The sequence below is a fragment of the Streptomyces sp. NPDC047028 genome (assembly GCF_040644095.1).
Classification (GTDB): domain Bacteria; phylum Actinomycetota; class Actinomycetes; order Streptomycetales; family Streptomycetaceae; genus Streptomyces.
Map to the genome: position 1 here is coordinate 55,967 of NZ_JBEYVS010000003.1, position 23,901 is coordinate 79,867.

General features: G+C 71.3%; 23 protein-coding genes. 11 read left to right on the top strand and 12 right to left on the bottom strand.

Annotated elements, in window-relative coordinates:
• Positions 1–7: 7 nt before the first annotated feature.
• Positions 8–1,159: an NADH-quinone oxidoreductase subunit D gene (locus ABZ854_RS03750; protein WP_361203675.1), complete on the bottom strand. Its 1,152-nt coding sequence runs from the start codon at positions 1,157–1,159 to the stop codon at positions 8–10.
• Positions 1,160–1,190: 31 nt separating this feature from the next.
• Here ABZ854_RS03750 and ABZ854_RS03755 point away from each other — a divergent pair, with 31 nt between their 5' ends.
• On the top strand, positions 1,191–1,694 hold the full coding sequence (locus tag ABZ854_RS03755; protein ID WP_361203678.1) for a PH domain-containing protein: 504 nt from the start codon (positions 1,191–1,193) through the stop codon (positions 1,692–1,694).
• Positions 1,691–3,031, top strand: a complete 1,341-nt coding sequence (locus ABZ854_RS03760; RefSeq protein WP_361203681.1) for a PH domain-containing protein — start codon at positions 1,691–1,693, stop codon at positions 3,029–3,031. The genes ABZ854_RS03755 and ABZ854_RS03760 overlap by 4 nt, the downstream gene beginning before the upstream one ends.
• A 160-nt stretch (positions 3,032–3,191) precedes the next feature.
• Here ABZ854_RS03760 and ABZ854_RS03765 read toward each other — a convergent pair whose 3' ends face one another.
• Both ABZ854_RS03765 and ABZ854_RS03770 read right to left on the bottom strand, forming a co-directional pair.
• Complete coding sequence (locus ABZ854_RS03765; protein WP_361203684.1) at positions 3,192–4,427, bottom strand: hypothetical protein; 1,236 nt, start codon at positions 4,425–4,427, stop codon at positions 3,192–3,194.
• A gap of 63 nt (positions 4,428–4,490) precedes the next feature.
• Complete coding sequence (locus tag ABZ854_RS03770; protein WP_361203687.1) at positions 4,491–5,615, bottom strand: alpha/beta hydrolase-fold protein; 1,125 nt, start codon at positions 5,613–5,615, stop codon at positions 4,491–4,493.
• Positions 5,616–5,841: 226 nt separating this feature from the next.
• Between ABZ854_RS03770 and ABZ854_RS03775 the strand changes: the two genes are divergently transcribed.
• The 6 genes from ABZ854_RS03775 to ABZ854_RS03800 all read left to right on the top strand — a co-directional run bounded on the left by ABZ854_RS03775 (position 5,842) and on the right by ABZ854_RS03800 (position 11,064).
• On the top strand, positions 5,842–7,656 hold the full coding sequence (locus tag ABZ854_RS03775) for a phosphatidylglycerol lysyltransferase domain-containing protein (RefSeq protein WP_361203690.1): 1,815 nt from the start codon (positions 5,842–5,844) through the stop codon (positions 7,654–7,656).
• 148 nt (positions 7,657–7,804) lie between these two features.
• Positions 7,805–8,719, top strand: coding sequence for a dihydropteroate synthase (gene folP, locus ABZ854_RS03780; RefSeq protein WP_361203693.1), 915 nt, complete (start codon positions 7,805–7,807; stop codon positions 8,717–8,719).
• Positions 8,716–9,267 (top strand): nuclear transport factor 2 family protein, encoded by a 552-nt coding sequence (locus ABZ854_RS03785; RefSeq protein WP_361203696.1) that lies wholly within the window; start codon positions 8,716–8,718, stop codon positions 9,265–9,267. Before folP ends, ABZ854_RS03785 begins: the two co-directional genes overlap by 4 nt.
• Positions 9,268–9,549: 282 nt before the next feature.
• Entirely contained in the window at positions 9,550–9,909 is a 360-nt protein-coding gene (gene folB / locus ABZ854_RS03790) for a dihydroneopterin aldolase (protein ID WP_129307674.1), read from the top strand.
• Positions 9,906–10,517 (top strand): 2-amino-4-hydroxy-6-hydroxymethyldihydropteridine diphosphokinase, encoded by a 612-nt coding sequence (gene folK, locus ABZ854_RS03795; RefSeq protein ID WP_361203699.1) that lies wholly within the window; start codon positions 9,906–9,908, stop codon positions 10,515–10,517. Before folB ends, folK begins: the two co-directional genes overlap by 4 nt.
• A 58-nt stretch (positions 10,518–10,575) precedes the next feature.
• On the top strand, positions 10,576–11,064 hold the full coding sequence (locus tag ABZ854_RS03800; RefSeq protein ID WP_129307676.1) for a DUF3180 domain-containing protein: 489 nt from the start codon (positions 10,576–10,578) through the stop codon (positions 11,062–11,064).
• A gap of 36 nt (positions 11,065–11,100) precedes the next feature.
• Here ABZ854_RS03800 and ABZ854_RS03805 read toward each other — a convergent pair whose 3' ends face one another.
• The 8 genes from ABZ854_RS03805 to dacB form a co-directional block, all read right to left on the bottom strand.
• On the bottom strand, positions 11,101–11,520 hold the full coding sequence (locus tag ABZ854_RS03805) for a hypothetical protein (protein ID WP_361203703.1): 420 nt from the start codon (positions 11,518–11,520) through the stop codon (positions 11,101–11,103).
• The gene (locus tag ABZ854_RS03810) at positions 11,498–12,040 is read right to left on the bottom strand and encodes a hypothetical protein (protein WP_361203707.1); all 543 of its coding nucleotides are present in this window, start codon (positions 12,038–12,040) and stop codon (positions 11,498–11,500) included. Before ABZ854_RS03810 ends, ABZ854_RS03805 begins: the two co-directional genes overlap by 23 nt.
• A 102-nt stretch (positions 12,041–12,142) precedes the next feature.
• The gene (gene folE, locus ABZ854_RS03815) at positions 12,143–12,748 is read right to left on the bottom strand and encodes a GTP cyclohydrolase I FolE (protein ID WP_361203710.1); all 606 of its coding nucleotides are present in this window, start codon (positions 12,746–12,748) and stop codon (positions 12,143–12,145) included.
• Positions 12,749–12,854: 106 nt separating this feature from the next.
• A complete protein-coding gene (ftsH, locus tag ABZ854_RS03820) occupies positions 12,855–14,894 on the bottom strand; it encodes an ATP-dependent zinc metalloprotease FtsH (protein WP_361203713.1) in 2,040 nt (679 codons plus the stop codon).
• A 231-nt stretch (positions 14,895–15,125) separates the two neighbouring features.
• Positions 15,126–15,686, bottom strand: a complete 561-nt coding sequence (hpt, locus tag ABZ854_RS03825; RefSeq protein WP_129307679.1) for a hypoxanthine phosphoribosyltransferase — start codon at positions 15,684–15,686, stop codon at positions 15,126–15,128.
• Positions 15,687–15,732: 46 nt separating this feature from the next.
• Positions 15,733–16,791, bottom strand: coding sequence for a tRNA lysidine(34) synthetase TilS (gene tilS, locus ABZ854_RS03830; RefSeq protein WP_361203717.1), 1,059 nt, complete (start codon positions 16,789–16,791; stop codon positions 15,733–15,735).
• A 191-nt stretch (positions 16,792–16,982) separates the two neighbouring features.
• Positions 16,983–18,131, bottom strand: coding sequence for a zinc-dependent metalloprotease (locus ABZ854_RS03835; RefSeq protein ID WP_361203720.1), 1,149 nt, complete (start codon positions 18,129–18,131; stop codon positions 16,983–16,985).
• 306 nt (positions 18,132–18,437) lie between these two features.
• Positions 18,438–20,009, bottom strand: coding sequence for a D-alanyl-D-alanine carboxypeptidase/D-alanyl-D-alanine-endopeptidase (gene dacB / locus ABZ854_RS03840; protein WP_361203723.1), 1,572 nt, complete (start codon positions 20,007–20,009; stop codon positions 18,438–18,440).
• 124 nt (positions 20,010–20,133) lie between these two features.
• On the opposite strand from dacB, the gene ABZ854_RS03845 reads away from it, so the two are divergent.
• Positions 20,134–20,625 (top strand): inorganic diphosphatase, encoded by a 492-nt coding sequence (locus ABZ854_RS03845; RefSeq protein ID WP_129311870.1) that lies wholly within the window; start codon positions 20,134–20,136, stop codon positions 20,623–20,625.
• A 102-nt stretch (positions 20,626–20,727) separates the two neighbouring features.
• On the top strand, positions 20,728–22,389 hold the full coding sequence (locus ABZ854_RS03850) for a threonine/serine exporter family protein (RefSeq protein ID WP_361203726.1): 1,662 nt from the start codon (positions 20,728–20,730) through the stop codon (positions 22,387–22,389).
• 94 nt (positions 22,390–22,483) lie between these two features.
• Here ABZ854_RS03850 and ABZ854_RS03855 read toward each other — a convergent pair whose 3' ends face one another.
• A complete protein-coding gene (locus ABZ854_RS03855; RefSeq protein ID WP_361203729.1) occupies positions 22,484–23,344 on the bottom strand; it encodes a VTT domain-containing protein in 861 nt (286 codons plus the stop codon).
• Positions 23,345–23,500: 156 nt separating this feature from the next.
• On the opposite strand from ABZ854_RS03855, the gene ABZ854_RS03860 reads away from it, so the two are divergent.
• Positions 23,501–23,866: a YbjQ family protein gene (locus ABZ854_RS03860; protein WP_361203732.1), complete on the top strand. Its 366-nt coding sequence runs from the start codon at positions 23,501–23,503 to the stop codon at positions 23,864–23,866.
• The last annotated feature ends 35 nt before the right edge of the window (positions 23,867–23,901 follow it).

Here is a 23,901-nt window from a genome sequence, read left to right on the forward strand (position 1 = left end):
CCCAGACCTACTTGTCGATGTCCCCGACCACGAAGAACATCGACCCTAGGATCGCCACCATGTCCGCCACCAGCGTCCCCGGCAGCAGTTCGGTCAGCGCCTGGATGTTGTTGTACGACGCCGAGCGCAGCTTCAGCCGGTACGGCGTCTTCTCGCCCTTGCTGACCAGGTAGTAGCCGTTGATGCCGAGCGGGTTCTCGGTCCACGCGTACGTGTGCCCCTCGGGTGCCTTCAGCACCTTCGGCAGCCGCTGGTTGATCGGTCCGGGCGGCAGCTCGGCCACCCGGTCCAGGCAGGCGTCGGCCAGGTCCAGCGCGTTGTGGGTCTGGGCGAGCAGGCACTCGAAGCGGGCCAGGCAGTCGCCCTCGTCCCGGGTGACCACGTCCAGGGTGTCCTGGAGCTCGCCGTAGGCGAGGTACGGCTCGTCACGGCGCAGGTCGAAGTCGACGCCCGAGGCACGCGCGATGGGCCCGCTGACCCCGTAGGCGTGCACGGCCTCCGGGGAGAGGACGCCGACACCCCGCGTGCGTCCCCGGAAGATCTCGTTGCCGAGCACCAGGTCGTCGTAGACGTCCATCCGGGAGCGCACGGCGGCGACGGCGGCACGCGCGCGTGCGGTCCAGCCGGCCGGCAGGTCCTCCTTGAGGCCGCCGACGCGGTTGAACATGTAGTGCATACGGCCGCCGGAGACCTCCTCCATCACGTTCTGGAGGACCTCGCGCTCCCGGAACGCGTAGAACACCGGCGTGATCCCGCCCAGCTCCAGCGGGTAGGAGCCGAGGAACATCAGGTGGTTGAGCACCCGGTTCAGCTCGGCGAGCAGCGTGCGCGTCCACACCGCCCGCTCGGGGACCTCCATGCCGAGCATCCGCTCCACGGCGAGGACCACACCCAGCTCGTTGGAGAACGCCGACAGCCAGTCGTGGCGGTTGGCCAGCATGATGATCTGCCGGTAGTCCCGCGCCTCGAACAGCTTCTCCGCGCCCCGGTGCATATAGCCGATCACCGGTTCCGCGCGCTGGATGCGCTCCCCGTCCAAAACGAGCTTCAGCCGCAGCACACCGTGCGTGGACGGGTGCTGGGGGCCGATGTTGAGCACCATGTCGGTGCTCTCCGCGGCACCGCCGATCCCGACCATGGTCTCCGTCGTAGGAGTCATGGACCCAGTCTCCCCTACGTACGCTGGGCCCATGGAGACGGGGATCCCGGAAGGCACCGGGTCGCTGGAGGAGCAGCCGGTGTGGCGGGGGCTGCCGCCGGGCCTGCTGCGGATGCGCAGGCTGCTGCTGGCGGTGTGGACGGTCGTGGCCACGCTGGCCGCGGGGCTGCTGCCCGGCCTGCTCGCCGGGCCGCCCTGGGCGGTCTGGGCGCTGCTGCCCCTGGCCGTCGCCGGCTGGGGCTGGGTGCTGCTGGGGCGCAACTGGCGGTCCTGGCGGTACGCCGAGCGCGCCGACGACCTGCTGATCAGCCGGGGTGTGCTGTGGCGGGAGGAGACGGTGGTGCCGTACGGGCGGATGCAGCTGGTGGAGGTCACGTCCGGTCCCGTCGAGCGGTACTTCGGGCTGGCCGGCGTCCAACTGCACACGGCGGCCGCCGCGACCGACGCGAAGATCCCCGGTCTGGAACCGGGCGAGGCGGAGCGGCTGCGGGACCGGCTCACCGAGCTGGGCGAGGCCCGGTCGGCGGGCCTGTGACGGCGCCGGGCCCCGTCGACGACACGGCGGGCGACGTGGCGGACCAGGGGGCGGTGGCCGAGCGGCGGCTGCACCCGGTCACGCCGTTCCGGCGGGCGTGGGCGCCGGTCGCCGTCCTCGTCGGATGGGCGGCGCACGACCCGAACGGGGCGCAGACGCAGCTGACCCGGCTGACCACCACCATGCTGCTGACCGGGCTGGCCGTCCTGGTCCCGGCCGCCGCCCTCTACGGCTTCCTGTCCTGGTGGTTCACGCACTTCTCGGTCACCGGCACCGAACTGCGCATACGGACCGGGCTGCTGTTCCGGCGCACGGCGCACATCCGGCTGGAGCGGATCCAGGCCGTCGACGTCACGCGTCCCCTCCTCGCGCGCGTGGCGGGCGTCGCCAAGCTGCGGATAGACGTCGTGGGAGCCGACAAGAAGGACGAACTCGCCTTCCTCGGCGAGCGGGAGGCACGCGCCCTGCGGGCGGAGCTGCTGGCCCACGCGGCGGGCTTCGCGCCCGAGGCGGCGCGGGAAGTCGGCGAGGCGCCGTCCCGTGAGCTGCTGCGCGTGCCCCCGCGCGCGCTGGCGCTGTCCCTGCTGCTGACCGGCGCGCCCTGGGCCACGCTGCTGGCCGCGCTCGTCGTTCCGTCGCTGCTGTGGCTCGCCACCCACAACCTGTGGACGGTCCTCGCCACCGGTCTGCCGCTGCTCAGCGCGGCGGGCGCGACCAGCGCCGGACGGTTCGTCGCCGAGTACGACTGGACGGTGGGCGACTCCCCGGACGGACTGCGCATCGACCACGGGCTCCTGGACCGTACGCACGAGACGGTGCCGCCGGGGCGCGTGCAGTCCGTGCGCGTCGTGGAGCCGCTGCTGTGGCGGCGGCTGGGGTGGGTGCGGGTGCAGCTCGACGTGGCCGGGTCCGCGAACTCCGTGCTCGTGCCGGTCGCCCCTCGCGCGGTCGCCGAGTCGGTCGTCGCGCGCGTGCTGCCCGGCGTGACCGTACCGGCGTCGCTGTCGCGGCCGCCGCGGCGGGCGGCGGGCTGCCTGCCGGTGTGGTGGCGCGGCCACGGGCTCGCGGTCACCGACACCGTGTTCGCCGCCCGGCACGGACTGCTGCGCCGCCGCCTCTCCCTGGTCCCGCACGCCAAGGTGCAGAGCGTACGGCTCACCCAGGGGCCCTGGAAGCGGCTGTGGCGGCTTGCCGACGTTCACGTGGACACGGGGGCCGGCAAGACCGTGACAGCCCGTCTGCGTCCCGCCGACCGGGCCGCCGCGCTCCTCCTGTCCCAGGCGGATCGCTCCCGCACCGGCCGCAGGACGAGCCGCCCGGACCGCTGGATGACCTGACGGCCACCGACACCGGGCGCGGTGGGCGCCGTTGCCTTCTGCGGGTGCGTGGTGCCATTCGCGCAGTTCCCCGCGCCCCTGGGGAAGGGGTGGCTGGGGGCCGTTGCCTTCTGCGGGTGCGTGGTGCTTCTCGCGCAGTTCCCCGCGCCGCTGGGGTGGGTCAGGAGGCTGCGGAGCGTAGGCCCTTGATGTCGATTTGTTCTGTTTCGTCGTGCGCTGTCAGGTCGATGACCTGGCCGATGCCGCGGGCGTCCGTGTCGGCGGGCTTGAAGTCCGCCTCGGTCTCCGCCTTGTGCAGCGCGAGGGCCTCTTCGCCGACGACGTCCGCCAGGTCCTCGTTCTGCACGGAGTCCAGCGCGGCGGACGCGGTCTCCTTCTGGGTGCCGAAGAAGTCGAACCCGCCCTGGACCGCCGGGCGCCGAGCCGGGGCGGCCGGTACGACGGCGACGGCGGTCGGCACCGTGTAGTGCCCGGCGGGCTGCCGGCCCTCGGGGGCGGGCGACTGCGCCGGCACCGTCGGGACGGCGGCCGCGCGCGCGTGCCCGTCGGCCCGCTCGGACGACGCCTCCGCCTCGCTCTCGTGCCCGGGTTGCCGCGCGACGCCGGCCGTCTCCGTCTCCGACGCGGAATCCGTCACGGCTTCCGCGATGTCCGGGGCATCGCCGGCTTCCACGGCCTCACCCCGGGCGGCGGGGCCGGTCTCGTCCGGCTCGTCCTCCGCCTTCGCCTCGGACTTCGCCTCCGGTTCCGGCTCGGGGTCCGGGGCGGGCTCCCGCTCGAACCGGGCCAGCGCCAGCAGAGCCCGCCGGAACAGGTCCGCCCCCTCGGGGGAGAACACCCCCGGCGTCGACGGCGTTCCCTCGGCGCCCTGTTCCGGAGCCTCGGTCGTCTCCGGTTCCGCGCTGCGGGCCGGTGGCAGCGCGAGCGCGCCCGACGGCTCGCCCGCCTCGATCTCCAGCAGCCGGCGCCCCTCCAGGGCGCTGGCCCGCTCGGTCTCCGCCGTGGCGTACCGGCGCAGCAGGGACGCGTGCTCGTTCCGCAGCCCGGCCAGTTCGGCACGCTTCGCGCGCAGCCGCTGCTCCAGCTTGACGCGCAGCTCGCGCGACTCCTCCAGGTCGGTCTCCAGTTCGGCGACCCGTTCCTCGAAGCGCCACTCGTCGCTGGCACGCGCGCGCGTGAGGTCGGCGACCTGCTTGCCCGCGTGGGTGTCCCAGCGGCGCATGACGACCGCGCCGAGGACGGTCGTCGCCGCGGCGGCTGCGGCCAGCGCACGCAACGCCGTGGCCTGCGAGAAGACCCACGGGCCCAGCGCGCAGACGACGGCGACACCGGCGATCGCCGAGGGAGGCAACAGCCGGTGCAGAGGCGGGGAATGGCGGTGGCGTCCACGTGGCATGGCCAGAAACTTACCGCGCGTAGGCGTTTCGCGGACCCCCGCCCCGCAAAAACTCCCCGCGGCTCAGCGGTCGCTCAGCCGCCCGCTGATCCACTGGAGCGTCGCCGGGAGCTCGCGCCGCCAGGTGTTGAAGTTGTGGCCGCCGCTGTCGAGGATGATCGACGAGACCCGGGTCAGGTGCGTGTCCTGCACGGCCTTGATGAACTTCAGCGTGTCCTTGTAGTTGTGCTCGCCGACCTTGCTGCTGGTGACGAGCAGTGAGGTGTCAGGCGCGGGCTCGTGCTTGAGCAGCCACCACAGGCTGGCGCGGTTCTTCAGCAGCGCGTTCCCCTGGAACAGGTCACCCGTGGTGGGGTCGATCGGCGCGTGGTAGTACGGCGACAGGCCCGCCCCGGCGACGTACACCTTGGGGTGGTGCATGGCGAACTTCAGCGCGCAGTAGCCGCCGGTGGAGTCACCGATGATGCCCCAGCTCCCCGACTGCTTGCCGACCCGGTAGTGGGACGTCACCGCCTTTGGCAGGTCCTTGGCAAAAAACGTTTCCGTTTGCGGGCCGCCCGGGATGTCCACGCACTCGGTGTCCCTCGGGGGAGCGAGGGTCGGCCGCAGCATCACCAGGATCATCGGCTGCATGCGCCCGTGCTTCGCCTCCTCCTGCGCCACGCGCGGGTACTGCAGCTTGGTCACCAGCGCCTTGGCCGTACCGGGGTAGCCCGTGAGGACGACCGCGGCGGGGAACGTGCGCTTGCGGTACTGGTGCTGGAAGTACTCCGGGGGGAGGTAGACGTACGCCTGTGAGTTGATGTGGCTCGTCGCCCCGGCGATCTCGACCTTCTGTATCTGGCCGACCGCCTGCGGCAGCGAGCCCTTCACGCCCGGCACCCGGGACGTGGAGTACACCTGGAGGGGGCCGCCGGTGCCGCCCGCCAGGTGGTCGACGACGATGCCCTGGTCGGTTTCCTGACCGAACAGGTCGGCCCAGCTGGCGTAGAACCCGAAGCTCTGGTTGGCGAAGATGCCGAGCGAGGCGATCAACGCGAACTGCGTGGCCAGCAGCAGCCCGACGCGTCCGCTGACGTTCCGCCAGTTGCGGCGGGCCAGCCGTGGCCACAGCCACACCGTGGCGACGAACAGCAACGCCGCGAACAAGATCGCCAGCACCAGCACTTTTTTGCTCGTGAGACCCATGGGGGGTTCCTGCCTGCGCTTTCCGACCGTGGCGCGCCCACACAACTTTGGCTGAGCTTGCCCGGTGCTTTCCTTGGCCTTTGACCCGAGTTTCCGGCGGGGAGTGAACCTCTCTCCCCGAGACACCGTCCTAGAGGGCGCAATGTCGCCGGATGCCCGATCGGGCCCGGGTTCAAGGTCTCTCGCAGAACTACGGGATGCGATGTCTGTCAGGATAGATGGGGAAATGTCAGGCGGGGTTCCGAGCCGATCAGGCCGGGCGCGGCGCATACTGCGCGGTCCGCGCCCCGAGGCCGTCCCCGTTCTCGTCAGCAGGGCCTGCACCCTCGTCGGCGCCCTGGACATCGCCGCGGGCGTGTTCCCGCGCTTCCGTCACAGCCGTATGCACGCCCTGGCGGAAGTGCTGCCGGGCTCGTTCGGCCCCTTCGCCGCGGCCCTGTCGCTCAGCGCCGGCGTGCTGCTGCTGCTCCTCGCCCACGGCCTCAAACGGCGCAAGCGCCGGGCCTGGCGCGCCGCGGTAGCCCTGCTCCCCGCGGGCGCGGTCGCCGAGTTCGTGTACCGGCACTCGATCGTCGGAGCAGTCATCTCGATGGCCCTGCTCTTCCCGCTGCTGCGCCACCGCGACGAGTTCACGGCCCTGCCCGATCCGCGCAGCCGGTGGCGCGCGCTCGCCAACTTCGTCCTCATGGGCGCCGGTTCCCTCGCACTCGGCCTGGTCATCGTCAGCGTCCACCCGAACCTCATGGTCGGCGACCCGAGCCTGGCCGATCGGCTGACACACGTCGTCTACGGCCTGTTCGGCTTCGAAGGACCCGTCGACTACAAGGGCAACACCTCCTGGACGGTCGCCTTCTCCCTCGGCGCCCTCGGCTGGCTCACCGCGGTCACCACCGTCTACCTCGCCTTCCGCCCCGAACACCCGGCCGCCCGCCTCACCGAGGAGGACGAGTCCCGGCTGCGCGCCCTGCTCGCCAAGCACGGCCGCCGCGACTCCCTCGGCCACTTCGCGCTGCGCCGCGACAAGGCCGTCGTCTTCTCGCCCAGCGGAAAGGCCGCCGTCACCTACCGCGTCGTCTCCGGCGTGATGCTCGCCAGCGGGGACCCGATCGGCGACGTCGAGGCGTGGCCGGGCGCCATCGAACGCTTCATGGACGAGGCCAAGGCCCACTCCTGGACGCCCGCCGTCATGGGCTGCTCCGAGACCGGCGGCGAGGTCTGGACCCGCGAGACCGGCCTGGACGCCCTCGAACTGGGCGACGAGGCGGTGGTCGACGTGGCGGATTTCTCACTCGCCGGACGCGCGATGCGCAACGTACGCCAGATGGTCAAGCGCATCGAGCGAGCCGGCTACGAAACCCGGGTACGGCGCATCCGTGACCTCGGCGAGGCCGAGCTGGAGCGGGTCCGCATGGCCGCCGAGGACTGGCGCGGCACCGACACCGAGCGCGGCTTCTCCATGGCGCTCGGCCGGATCGGCGACGCCGCCGACGGCGACTGCCTCATCGCCACCGCGCACAAGCAGGACGACGAGCCCGGCGAGTACGGCGACCTCAAGGCCGTCCTGCACTTCGTCCCCTGGGGCGAGGACGGGGTCTCCCTGGACCTCATGCGCCGCGACCGCAGCGCCGACCCCGGCATGAACGAACTGCTGATCGTCGCCGCCCTCCAGGCCGCGCCCAAATTCGGCATCAGCCGGGTCTCGCTGAACTTCGCGATGTTCCGCTCCGCCCTCGCGCGCGGGGAGAAGATCGGCGCCGGACCGGTGCTGCGCGCCTGGCGCGGACTGCTGGTGTTCCTCTCCCGCTGGTTCCAGATCGAGTCGCTGTACAAGTTCAACGCCAAGTTCCAGCCCCGCTGGGAACCCCGCTTCGTCGTCTACCGCGCCTCCGCCGACCTGCCCCGCATCGGCTTCGCCGCCATGCAGGCGGAGGGCTTCGTCACCCTCGCCCTGCCCCTGCCCCGCTTCCTGCGCCGCCGCCGGGCCGCCGCGGAACGCACCTGCGCCCACGCGGTGGCGGAACGGGACGTCCGCGCGGCCTGACCGGAAAGGTGCGTCCGCGGTTCGCACGCGCGCGGACCGCCGAAAACGGGTCCGGGCGGCAGCCCCTCCCCCTCCAGCCGGGGGCCGCCGCCCGGGCCGCACCATGTCCGGGCAGTTCCGGCCACCTCCAGGGGCCTACGCTGAACGTATGAACAACCACAGCGGGCGCGGCCGAGTGGCGGGCCTTCCGGCATGGGACCGGTGCGCGGTCATGGGGGTCGTCAACGTGACCCCCGACTCCTTCTCCGACGGCGGCCGCTGGTTCGACACCACCACCGCCGTCAAACACGGCCTCGACCTCGTCGCCGAGGGCGCCGACCTGGTCGACGTCGGCGGCGAGTCCACCCGCCCCGGCGCCACCCGCGTCGACGAGTCCGAGGAACTCCGGCGCGTCGTCCCCGTCGTCCGCGGCCTCGCCGCCGAAGGCGTCGTCGTCTCCGTCGACACCATGCGGGCCACCGTCGCCGAACAGTCCCTCGCGGCCGGCGCCGCCCTCGTCAACGACGTCAGCGGCGGCCTCGCCGACCCCGCGATGGTCCCCGTCGTCGCCGCCGCGGGTGCCCCCTTCGTCGTCATGCACTGGCGCGGCTTCCTCCACGGCGACAAGGTCCACGGGGTCTACGACGACGTCGTCGCCGAAGTCCTCGACGAACTCCACGCGCGCGTGGACGCCGTCCTCGCCGGCGGCATAGCCCCGGACCGGATAGTCGTCGACCCCGGACTCGGCTTCTCCAAGGAGGCCGGACACGACCTCACCCTCCTCGCCCACCTCGACCGCCTGCGCGCCCTCGGCCACCCCCTGCTCGTCGCCGCCTCCCGCAAACGGTTCCTCGGCCGTGTCCTCGCCGGCCCCGAAGGCGCGCCGCCGCCCGCCCGTGAACGCGACGCCGCCACCGCCGCCGTCTCCGCGCTCGCCGCCCACGCCGGCGCCTGGGCCGTCCGCGTCCACGAGGTACGCGCCACCGCGGACGCGGTTCGCGTCGCCCGCGCCGTGGAAGGGGCACGTACGACACCCGACGCGCCCGGCACCGGTCACGGGCGCGGGGCGGAAGGAGCCCGGTGAGCGCACCCCACACCGACGTCGAGAACGTCGAGGCCGCCAACACCGCCTTCTACGAGGCGATGGAACGCGGCGACTTCGAGGAACTGTCCTCGCTCTGGCTCACGCCCGGCGACCTCGGCGTCGACGAGACCTACCACGACCCCGCCGACACCGGCGTGATCTCCTGCGTGCACCCCGGCTGGCCGGCGCTCACGGGCCGCGGCGAGGTCCTCAGGTCGTACGCGCTGATCATGGCCAACACCGACTACATCCAGTTCTTCCTGACCGACGTGCACGTCTCCGTGACCGGCGACACCGCCGTCGTGACCTGCACCGAGAACATCCTCAGCGGCGGCCCCGCCCCCGCCGAGGGCGCCGAACTGGGCCCCCTCCTCGGGCAGCTCGTCGTCGCCACGAACGTGTTCCGGCGCACCCCGCTCGGCTGGAAGATCTGGTCCCATCACGCCTCCCCCGTGCTCGCCGAGACCGGTGAGGACGACGACGGCGAGGAGGGCGACGACGGGAACGGCGGAAGCGGCGGGAACCCGGACGACGAGACCCTCGCCTGAGCCCGCGCCGCACCGGCTGCCATCCCCGGCCCCGGCCCCCGGGCCCCGCACGGACCAAGAAGTGGTTGGAATCACGATCCCCGGGGTAGGTGCGGCTACCAACCCCTGACGCGACCGGGTCCCCCGGGGCAAACACCGGATGAACCCTCGTCGAGCGGGCCCGTCCCCACGCCCCCGCGCCCCGGCCGTGTCAGTGCCCGCAGGTAGATTCGTCTTCAGGCCGGTGCACCGCCCGCACGCGGTGCGCACCGGCCCTTACCGACGATTGCAGGAGTGATTCGCGTGGATCGTGTCGCGCTGCGCGGCCTGAAGGCCCGAGGTCACCACGGTGTGTTCCCCAAGGAACGCGAGGAGGGCCAGACCTTCATCGTGGACCTCGTCCTCGGCCTGGACACCCGCCCGGCCGCCGCCGACGACGACCTGACGAAGACCGCGCACTACGGGATCGTCGCCGAAGAGGTCGTGGCCGCGGTCGAGGGCGAGCCGGTGAACCTCATCGAGACGCTCGCCGAGCGCATCGCCCAGGTCTGCCTGAAGCACGAGGGAGTGCAGGAGGTCGAGGTCTGCGTCCACAAGCCCGACGCACCGATCACCGTCCCCTTCGACGACGTCACCGTCACGATCACCCGGAGCCGAGTATGACCCGACCGTTCACCTGGGGTCAGAGCGACCCGACCGTCCAGCCGGTGCCCGCCTCCGTCGTCGAACAGGTCGACGCCGCCGACACCACCCTCAGTAACCCCAAACGCGCCGTGATCTCCCTCGGCTCAAACCTGGGCAACCGCCTGGAGACCCTCCAGGGGGCCGTGGACGCCCTGGAGGACACCCCCGGCGTCCGCGTGAAGGCCGTCTCCCCGGTCTACGAGACCGAGCCCTGGGGCGTCGAGCCCGGCAGCCAGCCCTCCTACTTCAACGCCGTCGTCGTCCTCAAGACCACCCTGCCGCCCTCCTCCCTGCTGGAGCGCGCCCACGCCGTGGAGGAGGCCTTCAACCGCGTCCGCGATGAACGCTGGGGTCCGCGCACCCTCGACGTCGACATCGTCTCCTACGCCGAGATCACCTCCGACGACCCCCGGCTCACCCTCCCCCACCCCCGCGCCCACGAGCGGGCCTTCGTGCTGGCGCCCTGGCACGACGTGGACCCCCAGGCCCAGCTCCCCGGCCGCGGCCCGGTGGCCGACCTGCTGTCCGGCATCACCCGCGACGGCGTCGAGGCCCGCGGCGACCTGGAACTCCGACTGCCCGAGTAGTCGTTAAGGTCGAGACGGACGACCGCAGGGGCCGCGCCGGGGGAGCTGAAGGGACACCGTGAAAGAGCTGCGCATCAGGGTGCTGGTCGGCGTGTTCGTCGTGGCGGGAGTCCTGTCCTGGGCGGCCGCCCGCCTGTGGAACGCGGTCGGCACCCTCCCCAGCGTCCCGCTGGCCGCCCCCATCGTCCTCGCCCTGATCGCCGTGGTCCTGCTGGCCACGGCACTCTCGCTGCGCGCCCGCCTGAAGGCCCAGCGCGAGCGCCGCCCCGGAGCCAAGGGCGTCGACCTCCTGATGGCCGCCCGCGCCGTCGTCTTCGGCCAGGCCAGCGCCCTGGTCGCCGCCCTCGTCGCCGGCATGTACGGCGGCACGGGCGTCTTCCTCCTGGAACTCCTCGACATCCCCGCCCGCGTCGACCAGGCCATCTACGCCGGCCTCTCCGTCGCGGCCGGCATCGGCGTCATAGCGGCAGCCCTGTTCCTGGAACGTGTCTGCAAACTCCCCGAGGACGACGACCAACACCCCCAGGGCGCGGAACCAGCGTCCTGAACCGCGGCTACCAGTCCTGCCGCACCAGGTGCCCGTTCACCAGAAACCGGGATGGGGGTGGAGGCGGTAGCTGTAGAGGGTGAAGGGCTTGGTGCCCGCGGCAGCCCTCCGCCTGACCTCGTTCACCTTGACCCAGGACGATTCGCCGGGGTCGAGGGGGTGGTGCTCGGGCTGGTAGGTCCCTCGCCGGGCCCACTCGTCGGAGATATACAGACGCGACACCCGACCGGGCTTGGCATTCGGCGTGAATCGCGCGCCGATGACGGACGCCATCTCACGCAGGAACGGCACATTCCCACTCACCACCACCCGGGCCCCCCACCTGCCGCGAAGCCGGTGCCCGTCTCCCTCGACGTAGCCGTCGAGAAAGCCCGCGAAGGTCTCCTCGTCCCGGAGGACCACACGCGGGAACCGCTGCCGCATGTGGTGGGCGTCACCGCCGACGTACTGCCGCATCGCATCCGAAAGGTACGACGACACGACACGCACCCGGAAGCCCGGGCAGGTCCCGCTGAAGGAAGCCGGATGGGCGGGTCACGGGTTCCAACCGTGCCGGCAGGCCAGTGGATTTCGTCAGGCACTCGGCGTAGCGCGCGGCGAAGTGCTCTTCGTTGACCACGAGCGACACGTAGTTCTTGCCGACGGTCCCATCCGCACACGTGGCTCCGACGAAGTACCCGAACTCGTATCCCGGCCGGATCGTCAACCGCTCCCTGCACAGCTTCCGCGCGTGGGTCCAGGCGACCGCGCTCCCCGTCGCGTCGTCGGCGGGTACCCATCCACGGGTGGTTCCCAACTCCTGCATCGGAGCGACGGTGAACGTGAGGCGATCAGTGACCACATCCACGACTTCACGCGCCTTGACGGCGGTCACCTCGACGACGGTCGTCTGCATGGTCCGGGTACCGTCCAAAGCCCACAACTTGGCACCGACCTCGACGTGCCTGGCCTGACGTCCCCCGCCGACCACGGTCACCAGCTGCTTGCTCGGCAGTCCCTACGCCATTTCCCGATCCCCCCTTGACCAGTGATCAACCCCACTGATCAAGGACGGTATCGGGCACCACTGACAATCGGGTCAGTGCGCCAGTATCAGGCTCATTGCCTCGGCACGGGTCGTAGCGTCCCGCAGCTGGCCGCGCACCGCGGACGTGGTCGTCTTGGCGCCGGGCTTGCGGATACCCCGCACCGACATGCACATGTGCTCGGCCTCGATGACGACGATGGCCCCGCGCGCGTCGAGGATCCGCATGAGTGAATCCGCGATCTGTGTGGTGAGTCGTTCCTGCACCTGCGGACGCCGCGCGAACACCTCGACCAGGCGCGCCAGCTTCGACAAGCCGGTGATTTTGCCCGATTCAGCAGGAATGTAACCAACGTGAGCTACGCCATGAAATGGCAGGAGATGATGTTCACAGAGGGAAACGATCTCAATGTCCTTGACCAGGACCATCTCGTCGTGCCCCAGGTCGAACGTGGTCGTGAGAACGTCCTCGGGCTCCTGCCACAACCCGGCCAGCAGCTCCCGATACGCCCGCGCCACCCGCGCCGGGGTTTCCCGGAGGCCCTCGCGGTCCGGGTTTTCGCCGACCGCGATCAGGAGTTCGCGTACGGCGTTCTCGGCGCGCTTCTCGTCGAACTCGCCGATGGGGCCCTCGCCGTCCAGTGTCACGGGGTCGGTCATCTGGTTCCTCGTTCCTGTGCCTGTCTCGTTCACGGGCATGCGGGCCTACGAAATGCCGCGCCCCCCAGGCTAGAACCTGGGGGGCGCGGCATTCATTCCGGGCCGGTCAGCTCTCGGGGCGGTCCTCCGGGGACTGCTCCGTCGCCGGGGCGGGCTCCGCGGCCGTGGACTTGGCCGTGCTGATCGCCGCCGTGGCGCCGTTCGCGCCGTTCGTCAGGGCCAGCTCCTTGGGGGAGAGCACCGGCGGACGGGTGGACGGGGTGCGGCGGGAGGAGCCGGTCCAGGCGGGCCGCGCCGGGCGCTTGTGGATGGCGGCGAAGATCTCGGCGATCTCCTCCTTGCCCAGCGTCTCCTTCTCCAGCAGCTGCAGGACGAGGTTGTCGAGCACGTCGCGGTTCTCGACCAGGATCTCCCAGGCCTCGTTGTGCGCGGTCTCGATGAGCTTCTTGACCTCCTCGTCGACCAGCGCGGCGACCTCTTCCGAGTAGTCGCGCTGGTGAGCCATCTCACGGCCCAGGAAGGGCTCGCTGTTGTCGCCGCCGAACTTGATCGCGCCGAGCCGCTCGGTCATGCCGTACTGCGTCACCATCGCGCGGGCCAGGTTGGTGGCCTTCTCGATGTCGTTGGCGGCGCCGGTGGTCGGGTCGTGGAAGACCAGTTCCTCGGCCGCCCGGCCGCCCAGCATGTAGGCGAGCTGGTCGAGCATCTCGTTGCGCGTGGTCGAGTACTTGTCCTCGTCGGGCAGGACCATCGTGTAGCCCAGGGCGCGACCCCGGGACAGGATGGTGATCTTGTGGACGGGGTCGGAATTCGGTGAGGCCGCCGCGACCAGGGCGTGACCGCCCTCGTGGTACGCGGTGATCTTCTTCTCCTTGTCGGACATGATCCGGGTCCGCTTCTGCGGGCCCGCGACCACGCGGTCGATCGCCTCGTCCAGCGCCTTGTTGTCGACCAGCTTCTGGTCGCCGCGGGCGGTGAGGAGCGCGGCCTCGTTGAGCACGTTGGCCAGGTCGGCGCCGGTCATGCCGGGGGTGCGGCGGGCGACGGCGGCGAGGTCGACGTCCTGGGCGACGGGCTTGCCCTTCTGGTGGACCTTGAGGATCTCCAGACGGCCCTGGAGGTCCGGCGGGTCGACCGCGATCTGCCGGTCGAAGCGGCCGGGGCGCAGCAGTGCCGGGTCGAGGATGTCGGGCCGGTTCGTCGCGGCGATGAGGATCACGCCGCCCTTGACGTCGAAGCCGTCCATCTCGACGAGGAGCTGGTTCAGGGTCTGCTCGCGCTCGTCGTGACCGCCGCCGAGGCCGGCGCCGCGGTGGCGGCCGACCGCGTCGATCTCGTCGACGAAGACGATCGCCGGGGCGTTCGCCTTGGCCTGCTCGAAGAGGTCGCGGACCCGGGAGGCGCCGACGCCGACGAACATCTCGACGAAGTCGGAGCCGGAGATCGAGTAGAAGGGGACGCCCGCCTCGCCGGCGACGGCGCGCGCGAGCAGGGTCTTGCCGGTGCCGGGGCGGCCGTAGAGGAGCACGCCCTTGGGGATCTTGGCGCCGACGGCCTGGAACTTCGCCGGTTCCTGGAGGAACTCCTTGATCTCCTGGAGTTCCTCGACGGCCTCGTCACAGCCGGCGACGTCGGAGAAGGTCGTCTTGGGGGTGTCCTTGGTGATGAGCTTGGCCTTGGACTTCCCGAAGTTCATGACCCGGGAGCCGCCGCCCTGCATCTGGTTCATCAGGAACAGGAAGACGACCACGATCAGGACGAAGGGCAGCAGGGAGAGCAGGACGCCGAGAAACGGGTTCTGCTTCGACGGCGACACGGTGTAGCCGTCGGGGATCTGCTTGTCCTGGTACTTGGTCTGCAGCTGGCTGGCGATGGTCACGCCCTGGTCGCCGATGTAGCTCGCCTGGATCTTCGAGCTGCCCTCGACCTTCACCCCGTCCTTGAGCGTGACCTTGACGGTCTGCTCGTCACCGGTGGTGAGCTTGGCCGACTCGACCTTGTTGTCGTTGATCGCCGCCACGACTTGGCCGGTGTCCACCGTCTTGTAGCCGCCGGACGAGCCGACGACCTGCATCAACACGACCACGGCAAGGACGGCCAGCACGATCCACATGACCGGCCCACGGAAGTATCGCTTCACGTCCATCCATACGGAGCGGTGTCGCCCCGTCCCTCCTGCCATAGTGAGTTTGATAAGACAGTTCTTCTGACGGTACCCCAGCAATGTTGCCCGAAGCCGCACGAAGCCGCTTCGACGGCCGGGAATCCCGTCTCTGCATGCTCCAACGCGGTGGAACCCGCTGGGGTTCCCGATCGTCCTACCGGTCTTGGGCCGACTGGCTCAGCGGTTCAGCCGCCCGTGGCCCGGTGCGCGGGGTCAGCCGCCGTAGACGTGGGGCGCGAGCGTACCGACGAACGGGAGGTTGCGGTACTTCTCGGCGTAGTCGAGGCCGTAGCCGACGACGAACTCGTTCGGGATGTCGAAGCCGACCCATTCCACCTCGATGGCGACCTTGGCGGCGTCCGGCTTGCGCAGGAGCGTGCACACCTTGAGGGAGGCGGGCTCGCGGGAGCCGAGGTTGTTGATCAGCCAGGAGAGGGTCAGGCCGGAGTCGATGATGTCCTCGACGATCAGGACGTGCCGGCCCTTGATGTCGGTGTCGAGGTCCTTGAGGATGCGGACGACACCGGAGGACTGGGTGCCCGCGCCGTAGGAGGACACGGCCATCCAGTCCATGGTGACGGGGGTGGACAGGGCCCGGGCCAGGTCGGCCATGACCATGACGGCGCCTTTGAGGACGCCGACGATGAGCAGGTCCTTGCCCGCGTACTCCGCGTCGATCTTCGCGGCCAGTTCGGCCAGCTTGGCGTCGATCTCTTCTTTGGTGATGAGTACCTGCTGGAGGTCGGCACCCATGTCGTTCGCGTCCACCCGCATCACTTTCGGTCGTCCACCGGCTGCCCCGGCCACCGGGGGCCGGGATTCAGCTCTGCCGAATGACCAGTCTGCCACCCTGTCGCTGAGCCACGACCTTGCCCGGCAGGTTGATGGCTCCCTGGCCGCGCCAGCCGGTGATCAGCCGGTCGACTTCCTCGATGTGGCGGGCGAACAGCGAACCGGCCGGGGCGCCGGCCTCGATGGCGGCGCGGCGCAGGACGCGGCGGCGGACGGCGGGCGGCAGTTCGTGCAGTTTGGCGCACTCCAGCAGCCCGGCCGAGTCCCGTACGGCGGCGGCGGCCTGGCGGGCCCAGGTGTCGAGGGCGTCGGCGTCGTCGCGGGAGAGCTGGGCGGTGCGGGCGAGAGCTTCGACGACGCCCTTGCCGAGGGCCTTCTCCAGAGCGGGCAGGCCCTCGTGGCGGAGCCGGGAGCGGGTGTAGGCCGGGTCTGCGTTGTGCGGGTCGTCCCAGACCGGGAGGGACTGGGCCATGCAGGCCGTGCGGGCGGTCTGCCGGTCGAGGTGCAGGAAGGGGCGCCGGTAGCGGCCGCCGGCCCCCGAGACCGCGGCCATGCCGGACAGGGAGCGGATGCCGGAGCCACGGGCGAGGCCCAGCAGGACGGTTTCGGCCTGGTCGTCCCGCGTGTGGCCGAGGAGGATCGCGCCGGCGCCGTGGCGTTCGGCGGCGGCGTCGAGGGCGGCGTAGCGGGCGTCGCGGGCGGCTGCTTCGGGTCCGCCGTCGCGGCCGACGGTGACGGCGACGGACTCGACGGGGTCGAGGCCGAGGTCGCGCAGCCGCTGGGCGACTTCGCCCGCGCGGAGGTCGGAGCCGGCCTGGAGGCCGTGGTCGACGGTGACGCCGCCGGCGCGGATGCCGAGTTTGGGGGCTTCGAAGGCGAGGGCGGAGGCGAGGGCCATGGAATCGGCGCCGCCGGAGCACGCGACGAGGACGAGCGGGGAGGGGGGCCGCTCGGCCGCGGTGCCGGGGTGCTCGCCGGGGTGCGCGCCGGGATGCTCGCCGGGGTGGTGCGGGTGGTCGGTGAGGAGGTCGTTGAGGGCGCGGCGGACCGCCAGGCGTATCGCCGCGACCGCAGGATGGGGACCCATGTCCGGTTCCCTTCATGAAGTTTTCGGGGGTGAGCCCGAGATTCGGTCACTCAGAGTGTGTAGATGGTGACAGAAGCGGGGCGTTCCCCGAGCATTGCACGCCTACTCATGGCTCACGGTCCCTCGGACGGGTGATTGAGGGGGCGTTCGCCTGCCGTCGGCCGGATTCGTTCACCACGCTCGTACGGGGTTCACGACTCGGGCTTGCGGTGCACCCGCGCGACCCAGTCCGCCGGTTTGGCGATCTCCGCCTTGGTGGGGAGGGTGTTGGGGGAGGTCCAGACCCGGTTGAAGCCGTCCATGCCGACCTGGCCGACGACGGCCCGTACGAAGCGTTCGCCGTCCCGGTACTGCCTGAGTTTGGCGTCCAGGCCGAGCAGTTTGCGCAGGGCGAGGTCGAGCCGGGAGGCGCCCTTGGCCCGTCGTTGCTGGAACTTCTCGCGGATCTCGGAGACGGTCGGTACGACCTCGGGTCCGACGCCGTCCATGACGAAGTCGGCGTGGCCCTCCAGCAGGGACATGACTGCGGTGAGGCGGCCGAGGATCTCTCGCTGGGCGGGGGTCTGCACCAGTTCGACGAACGAGCGTCCGCCGTCGTCCTCCTCGGCCTCGGGGCGACCGCCGGCGAGGGACTGCGCGGCTTCCCGGACGCGTTCCAGCACGGTCATCGGGTCGACGTCGGTCTCCGACAAGAACGACTGGATTTCGCCCTCCAGGTGGTCCCGCAGCCAGGGCACGGCGGTGAACTGGGTGCGGTGCGTCTCCTCGTGCAGGCAGACCCACAGCCGGAAGTCGTGGGGTTCCACGTCGAGTTCGCGCTCCACGTGGACGATGTTCGGCGCGACGAGCAGCAGGCGGCCGCCGCCCGCCGGCGAGTCCGGGGGGCCGCCGGCGGGGAGGTCGCGGGTGGCGGGGGCGAAGGTCTCGTACTGGCCGAGGACGCGGGAGGACAGGAAGGACAGGAGCATGCCGAGTTCGACGCCGGTGACCTTGCCGCCGACGGCGCCGAGGACGGCGCTGCCGGGGTTGCCGGTGCGGCGTTCCTGCATCTTCTCCAGGAGCGGTTTGAGGATCTCGCGGAAGCCGGCGACGTTCGCGCGGACCCAGCCGGGGCGGTCGACGACGAGGACGGGGGTGTCGTGGATGTCCTCGGTGGCCATACGAGTGAAGCCCCGGACGTGTTCCTCCGAGGCCTTGGCGTGTTTGCGCAGCTCCGCGACGACGGCCCTCGCCTCGTCGCGGCTGACTTCGGGGCCCGGTCGTACGAGCCGTGTCGCGGTCGCCACCGCGAGGTTCCAGTCGACCATCACGGGCGAGGCAGTGCCACCGAAGCCAGTCATGGTCCCAACCGTACGTGAGCGTTCCCACTTGGGGCAGGCGGTGGGGCTTGCAGCCTCGCGCCTCCGGCGAGGTCGGCAAACTGAGGCGGAACTGCCACGGCACCCGGCGCCGCAGGCCGTGCCCACCCGTTCCGCCCTGCGGAACGCCTGCCCACGGCGGGAACGGGAAAGGGGCGCGGGGAACTGCGCGAGCGGCCACGACGGCGGTCGCACCCTCGGACGGCGGGAACGGGGCACGACCCCAGGGGCGCGGGGAACTGCGCGGGTGGGGACGGGCACCCGGGGGCGTGGGCAGTCGGCGGAACCTCAGCGGAGCGTTTCGCAGCCGCAGGCGGTCAGTGCCGTGACCGTCGTGTCGAGGGCGGACTGGGCCGCGTCGGCGTTTGTGGTGTGGGAGGCGAGGAAGGCGAAGGCGAGGAGGCGGCCGTCGGCGTCGACGACCGTGCCGGCGAGGGTGTTGACGCCGGTGAGGGTGCCGGTCTTGGCGCGGACGAGCCCCGCCGCGCTGTCGGTCTCGCGGCCCGCCATAGTGCCGGTGAAGCCGGCGATGGGCAGGCCGGTGAGGATGGGGCGCAGTTCGGGGTGGGCGGGGTCGGCGGCCTTGACGAGGACGGCCGTGAGGAGGTCGGCGGTGACCTTGTCGTCCCGGTTCAGCCCGCTGCCGTCGTGGAACGACGCTCCGGCCAGCGGCAGCCCCAGCTTCTTCAGCTGGGCGGCGATCGCCCGGGCCCCGCCGTCGAAGCTGCCCGGTTCGCCGGTGGCGAGGGCGGTCTGCCGGGCGAGGGTCTCGGCGATGTCGTTGTCGCTGTTGGTCAGCATGCGCTCGACCAGGGCGGACAGCGGCGGCGAGGAGACGGTCGCGAGGGTCTCGGCGCGGGTGGTCGCCTTGGAGGGCCCGGGGGACGAGGTCTTGACGCCGGCGTCGTTCAGGAAGGCCGCGAACGCGCGCGTGGCGTCCGCCGCCGGGTCGGTGACCCGGGTGACGGGGCCGTGGGTGGAGTCGTCGGTACGGCCCTCGTCGGCGGCCAGGGCGGTGACCGGCGCGAGGTTGACGTTCACGCCGATGGGGTGCAGGGCGGGGCCGGTGAAGAGCGTGGTGTCGTACGAGAGCGTGACCTGGTGGATACCGCGCTCGCGCAGCGCCTTCGCGGTGTCGGCGGCCAGGGTGCGCAGTGAGGCCCAGCCCTGGGCGTCCCGGTGCGCGGTCAGCGTGGGGTCGCCGCCGCCGACGAGCACCAGTTCCCCGGTGTCGGGTTCGAGCGCGGCCCGGGTGGTGAAGCGGTGGTCGGGGCCGAGCGCGGACAGGGCCGCGGTGGCGGTGGCCAGCTTGGTGGTGGAGGCGGGCGTGCTCGGCCGGTCGGCGTCGACGCCGTAGAGCCGCTTGCCGGTGGCCACGTCGACGACGACCGCCGCGTGGCCGCCGCTGAGCGCGGGGGCGCCCAGGAGGGGCCCCAGGACGCTCGCCAGGGCGTCCGGGCCGGGCGGGGCCTCCTTGGTGGTCACGGTGGTCCCGGCGGCCCCCAGACCGGTCAGCACGGGCGGGGCGCTCGGGGCGGGCCTGGGCGCCCCAGCGGCCGTACCGGCGCCGTGATCTGCGCCACCTGACCGCTCCAGGGCGACCGCCCGGTCCCGCTCGGCCGTACGCTGGCCGTTGGCGTCCCAGGGACCTGCCACGGTCACCACACCGGCGGCCAGCGCCAGCCCGGCGGTGGCGGCACCGGCGGTGAACTGCCAGGTCCGGACCGTCCTGACGGTCCGCGAGCCGGGGAGGTGCGCACGCGTGGACCGTACGGCCCTCGCCAGCCGCGCGACCCGCGGCCTCGCGGCGGTCGCGGCGCGCGCCAGACGTGGTCGAACGGCGTTCGCGATCCGCACCACCCGCGGTCTCGCGTCTCGTCCAGGCCCCTGCTCTGGCACGACCACCAGCCCCTTTCGCGATCACACACCTGCGTGAGGGACACTTAACCACCAGAACTATGTGTTGATCATGGAGGAGCCACCGGTGGAGTTCGACGTCACGATCGAGATCCCGAAGGGTTCGCGGAACAAGTACGAGGTGGACCACGAGACCGGTCGGATCCGCCTGGACCGTCGCCTCTTCACCTCGACCGCCTACCCGACCGACTACGGATTCGTCGAGAACACCCTCGGCGAGGACGGCGACCCGCTGGACGCGCTGGTCATCCTGGACGAGCCGACCTTCCCGGGCTGCCTGATCAAGTGCCGCGCGATCGGCATGTTCCGGATGACGGACGAGGCCGGCGGCGACGACAAGCTGCTGTGCGTCCCGGCGACCGACCCGCGCGTGGAGCACCTGCGGGACATCCACCACGTGTCGGAGTTCGACCGCCTGGAGATCCAGCACTTCTTCGAGGTCTACAAGGACCTGGAGCCCGGCAAGTCGGTCGAGGGCGCCAACTGGGTGGGCCGCACCGAGGCCGAGATCGAGATCGAGCGGTCGTACAAGCGCTTCAAGGAGACGGGCGGTCACTGACCGGTCGTCTCCCACGGGCCGCACGCGCACGCGTGCGGCCCGTTCGTGTGCGGGTACGCATACTGGTGGCCGACGATCGGTTCGTTCAGGGAGCAAGGCACGGTGACGGAGGCGGAGGACAGGAAGCCGCGGTCGGACGAGGCGCGGACCACGTACGACCCGGAGATCACTTCCGAGTTCGCCCTCCCCGAGGGGATGATGGCCCCCAGGGCCGGCGGTGAGTCCGAGACGACGTCGGAGTTCGCCGTCCCGCAGGGCCTGGCGTCGCCGCAGCCGGCGGGGGCGGAGCCGGAGGGGTCGGCGTTCAGCACCCCGCGCACCTACAGCGCCAAGGACGCCCCGCCCGCGTTCACACCGGCCGCCGGGGTGCCGCTGGTCAGCCTCGTCAAGGACGCCCCCTGGCAGGACCGGATGCGCACGATGCTGCGCATGCCGGTGACCGAGCGGCCGGCGCCGGAACCGGTGCAGCGGGTCGAGGAGGAGGGCCCCGCCGTCCCACGCGTGCTCGACCTGACCCTGCGTATCGGGGAGCTGCTGCTTGCGGGCGGGGAGAACGCCGAGGACGTGGAGGCCGCGATGTTCGCGGTGTGCCGGTCCTACGGCCTCGACCGCTGCGAACCGAACGTCACCTTCACCCTGCTGTCGATCTCCCACCAGCCGTCCCTGGTCGAGGACCCGGTGACGGCGTCCCGCACGGTACGGCGCCGGGGCACGGACTACACGCGGCTCGCGGCCGTGTTCCGCCTGGTGGACGACCTGACCGACCCCGAGGCCCACATCTCGCTGGAGGAGGCGTACCGGCGTCTCGCCGAGATCCGCCGCAACCGGCACCCGTACCCCGGCTGGGCGCTCACCGCGAGCACCGGGCTGCTGGCGGGCGCGGCCTCCGTCCTCGTCGGCGGCGACCTGCTGGTGTTCGTGGCGGCGGCGGTCGGCGCGATGCTCGGCGACCGGCTGGCCTGGCTCTGCGCCGGGCGCGGGCTGCCGGAGTTCTACCAGTTCACGGTGGCCGCGATGCCGCCCGCGGCGATCGGTGTGGCGCTCACGGTCGCGCACGTCGACGTGAAGGCGTCCGCGGTGATCACCGGTGGTCTGTTCGCGCTGCTGCCGGGGCGGGCGCTGGTGGCGGGTGTGCAGGACGGGCTGACCGGCTTCTACATCACCGCGTCCGCGCGCCTGCTGGAGGTCATGTACTTCTTCGTCGGCATCGTGGTGGGCGTGCTGGTCGTCCTGTACTTCGGCGTGAAGGTGGGCGCCAAGCTCAATCCGGACGCGGCTCTGAACATGCCCGATCGGCCGCTGGTGCAGATCGCCGCGTCGATGCTGCTGTCGCTGACGTTCGCGGTGCTGTTGCAACAGGAACGGTCCACTGTGCTGGCGGTCACCCTGAACGGGGGGATCGCGTGGTCGGTGTACGGCGCGATGCACTCCGCCGGCGACATCTCGCCGGTGGCGTCCACCGCCGTGGCCGCGGGCCTGGTGGGGCTGTTCGGGCAGCTGCTGTCCCGGTACCGGTTCGCGTCGGCGCTGCCGTACACGACGGCGGCGATCGGGCCGCTGCTGCCGGGGTCGGCGACGTACTTCGGGCTGTTGTCGATGGCGCACAACGAGGTCGACAAGGGGTTGGTGTCGTTGGCGAAGGCGGCGTCGCTGGCGATGGCCATTGCCATCGGGGTGAACCTGGGGGCGGAGATTTCTCGGCTGACGTTGCGGGTTGGCTCCGCCGGGAAACGCCGGGCTGCTAAGCGGACTCGGGGTTTCTGAGTCTGGGTTGGTGAGGTCCGCCCAGTAGCTCGGCTGGTGCTCGCCGTGGGCGGGTGCGGGTGCGTTGTGGTTGTTCGCGCAGTTCCCCGCGCCCCTAAGGGGCGCGGTACTCGCCCTGGTTGTAGTCGTAGCCGTGCTGCTGTTGCTGCGGGTACTGCTGGTCGCCGTAGTACTGGTTGTCGTAGTTCTGGTTCCAGTACTGGTCCTGCTGTTGCTGGTACGGCTGGTCGTAGTGCGGTTCCGGTTCGATGCGGCGGAGCCGTGTCGTGGCGTCGTCCATCATCGGGGCCGGGGGCTGCTGGTGAACCGGGGCCGCGGCCGGGGGCGGGGTCTTCTTGTTCTTGGAGCGGGCTCGGAGGAACTCGATGGCGATCGGGACGACCGAGACGAGGACGATCAGGATGAGGATCGCCTCGATGTTGTTCTTGACGAACGTGATGTTGCCCAGCCAGGAGCCGAGCAGGGTGACGCCCGCGCCCCAGAGGGTGCCGCCGATGATGTTGAAGGTGAGGAAGGAGCGGTACCGCATGCCGCTGACGCCGGCGATGATCGGCGTGAAGGTGCGGACGATGGGCACGAAGCGGGCCAGGACCAGGGACTTCGGGCCGTACTTCTCGAAGAACTCGTGCGCCTTGACGACGTTCTCCTGCTTGAACAGCCGGGAGTCGGGCCGGTTGAACAGGGACGGCCCGACCTTCTTGCCGAACATGTAGCCCGCCTGGTCGCCGAGGATCGCGGCGAGACAGATCAGGACGATCGCGGCCCACAGCGGGAAGTCCAGCTTGTGGGACGTGATCAGCAGGCCGCAGGTGAACAGGAGCGAGTCGCCGGGCAGGAAGAAGCCGATGAGCAGGCCGGACTCGGCGAACACGACGAGCAGCAGGCCCCAGATGCCGTACGTGTCGAGCAGGTGGTTGGGATCCATCCAGCTCGGGCCTAGGGCGAGTGTCATCACGGGTCCGGGCTCCTGGGGGTGCTGGGGAGATGAGGGCGGCTACGGCGGCTGACGCGCGGCGGAGCGCCGCACAAAGCTACAACGCCCGGTGACCGCCCCGGGTTCCACCGCTGTCTCCAGGATGCACTGTGCGCCGACTCGGTCAAAGCTGTGGGCATGGGACTCGATGACTACGGCGGCGGCCAGGGGCCCCAGCCGGACGTGCTGGTCGTGACGACGAACGACGTGCCCGGACACCAGGTGCGACAAGTGATCGGCGAGGTCTTCGGCCTCACCGTGCGCTCCCGGCATCTCGGCAGCCAGATCGGCGCCGGCCTGAAGTCGATGGTCGGCGGCGAGCTGAAGGGGCTCACCAAGACGCTCGTGGAGACCCGCAACCAGGCCATGGAGCGGCTGGTGGAGCAGGCACGCGCGCGTGGGGCCAACGGTGTGCTGGCGTTCCGGTTCGACGTGACCGAGGCGGCGGACGTCGGGACCGAGGTGTGCGCCTACGGCACCGCCGTGGTCCTGGCCCGGGAGTGAGCCCCCGGACCAGGGCGGGCGTGAGGCCGTCAGGG

Bases quoted from the DNA above. Each gene is read 5' to 3' on its own strand.
- ABZ854_RS03750 (WP_361203675.1), bottom strand. From the start codon at position 1,159: ATGACTCCTACGACGGAGACCATGGTCGGGATCGGCGGTGCCGCGGAG.
- ABZ854_RS03755 (WP_361203678.1), top strand. From the start codon at position 1,191: ATGGAGACGGGGATCCCGGAAGGCACCGGGTCGCTGGAGGAGCAGCCG.
- ABZ854_RS03765 (WP_361203684.1), bottom strand. From the start codon at position 4,427: ATGCCACGTGGACGCCACCGCCATTCCCCGCCTCTGCACCGGCTGTTG.
- ABZ854_RS03770 (WP_361203687.1), bottom strand. From the start codon at position 5,615: ATGGGTCTCACGAGCAAAAAAGTGCTGGTGCTGGCGATCTTGTTCGCG.
- ABZ854_RS03775 (WP_361203690.1), top strand. From the start codon at position 5,842: ATGTCAGGCGGGGTTCCGAGCCGATCAGGCCGGGCGCGGCGCATACTG.
- folP (WP_361203693.1), top strand. From the start codon at position 7,805: ATGAACAACCACAGCGGGCGCGGCCGAGTGGCGGGCCTTCCGGCATGG.
- folK (WP_361203699.1), top strand. From the start codon at position 9,906: ATGACCCGACCGTTCACCTGGGGTCAGAGCGACCCGACCGTCCAGCCG.
- ABZ854_RS03805 (WP_361203703.1), bottom strand. From the start codon at position 11,520: ATGCGGCAGTACGTCGGCGGTGACGCCCACCACATGCGGCAGCGGTTC.
- folE (WP_361203710.1), bottom strand. From the start codon at position 12,748: ATGACCGACCCCGTGACACTGGACGGCGAGGGCCCCATCGGCGAGTTC.
- ftsH (WP_361203713.1), bottom strand. From the start codon at position 14,894: ATGGACGTGAAGCGATACTTCCGTGGGCCGGTCATGTGGATCGTGCTG.
- hpt (WP_129307679.1), bottom strand. From the start codon at position 15,686: ATGCGGGTGGACGCGAACGACATGGGTGCCGACCTCCAGCAGGTACTC.
- tilS (WP_361203717.1), bottom strand. From the start codon at position 16,791: ATGGGTCCCCATCCTGCGGTCGCGGCGATACGCCTGGCGGTCCGCCGC.
- ABZ854_RS03835 (WP_361203720.1), bottom strand. From the start codon at position 18,131: ATGACTGGCTTCGGTGGCACTGCCTCGCCCGTGATGGTCGACTGGAAC.
- ABZ854_RS03860 (WP_361203732.1), top strand. From the start codon at position 23,501: ATGGGACTCGATGACTACGGCGGCGGCCAGGGGCCCCAGCCGGACGTG.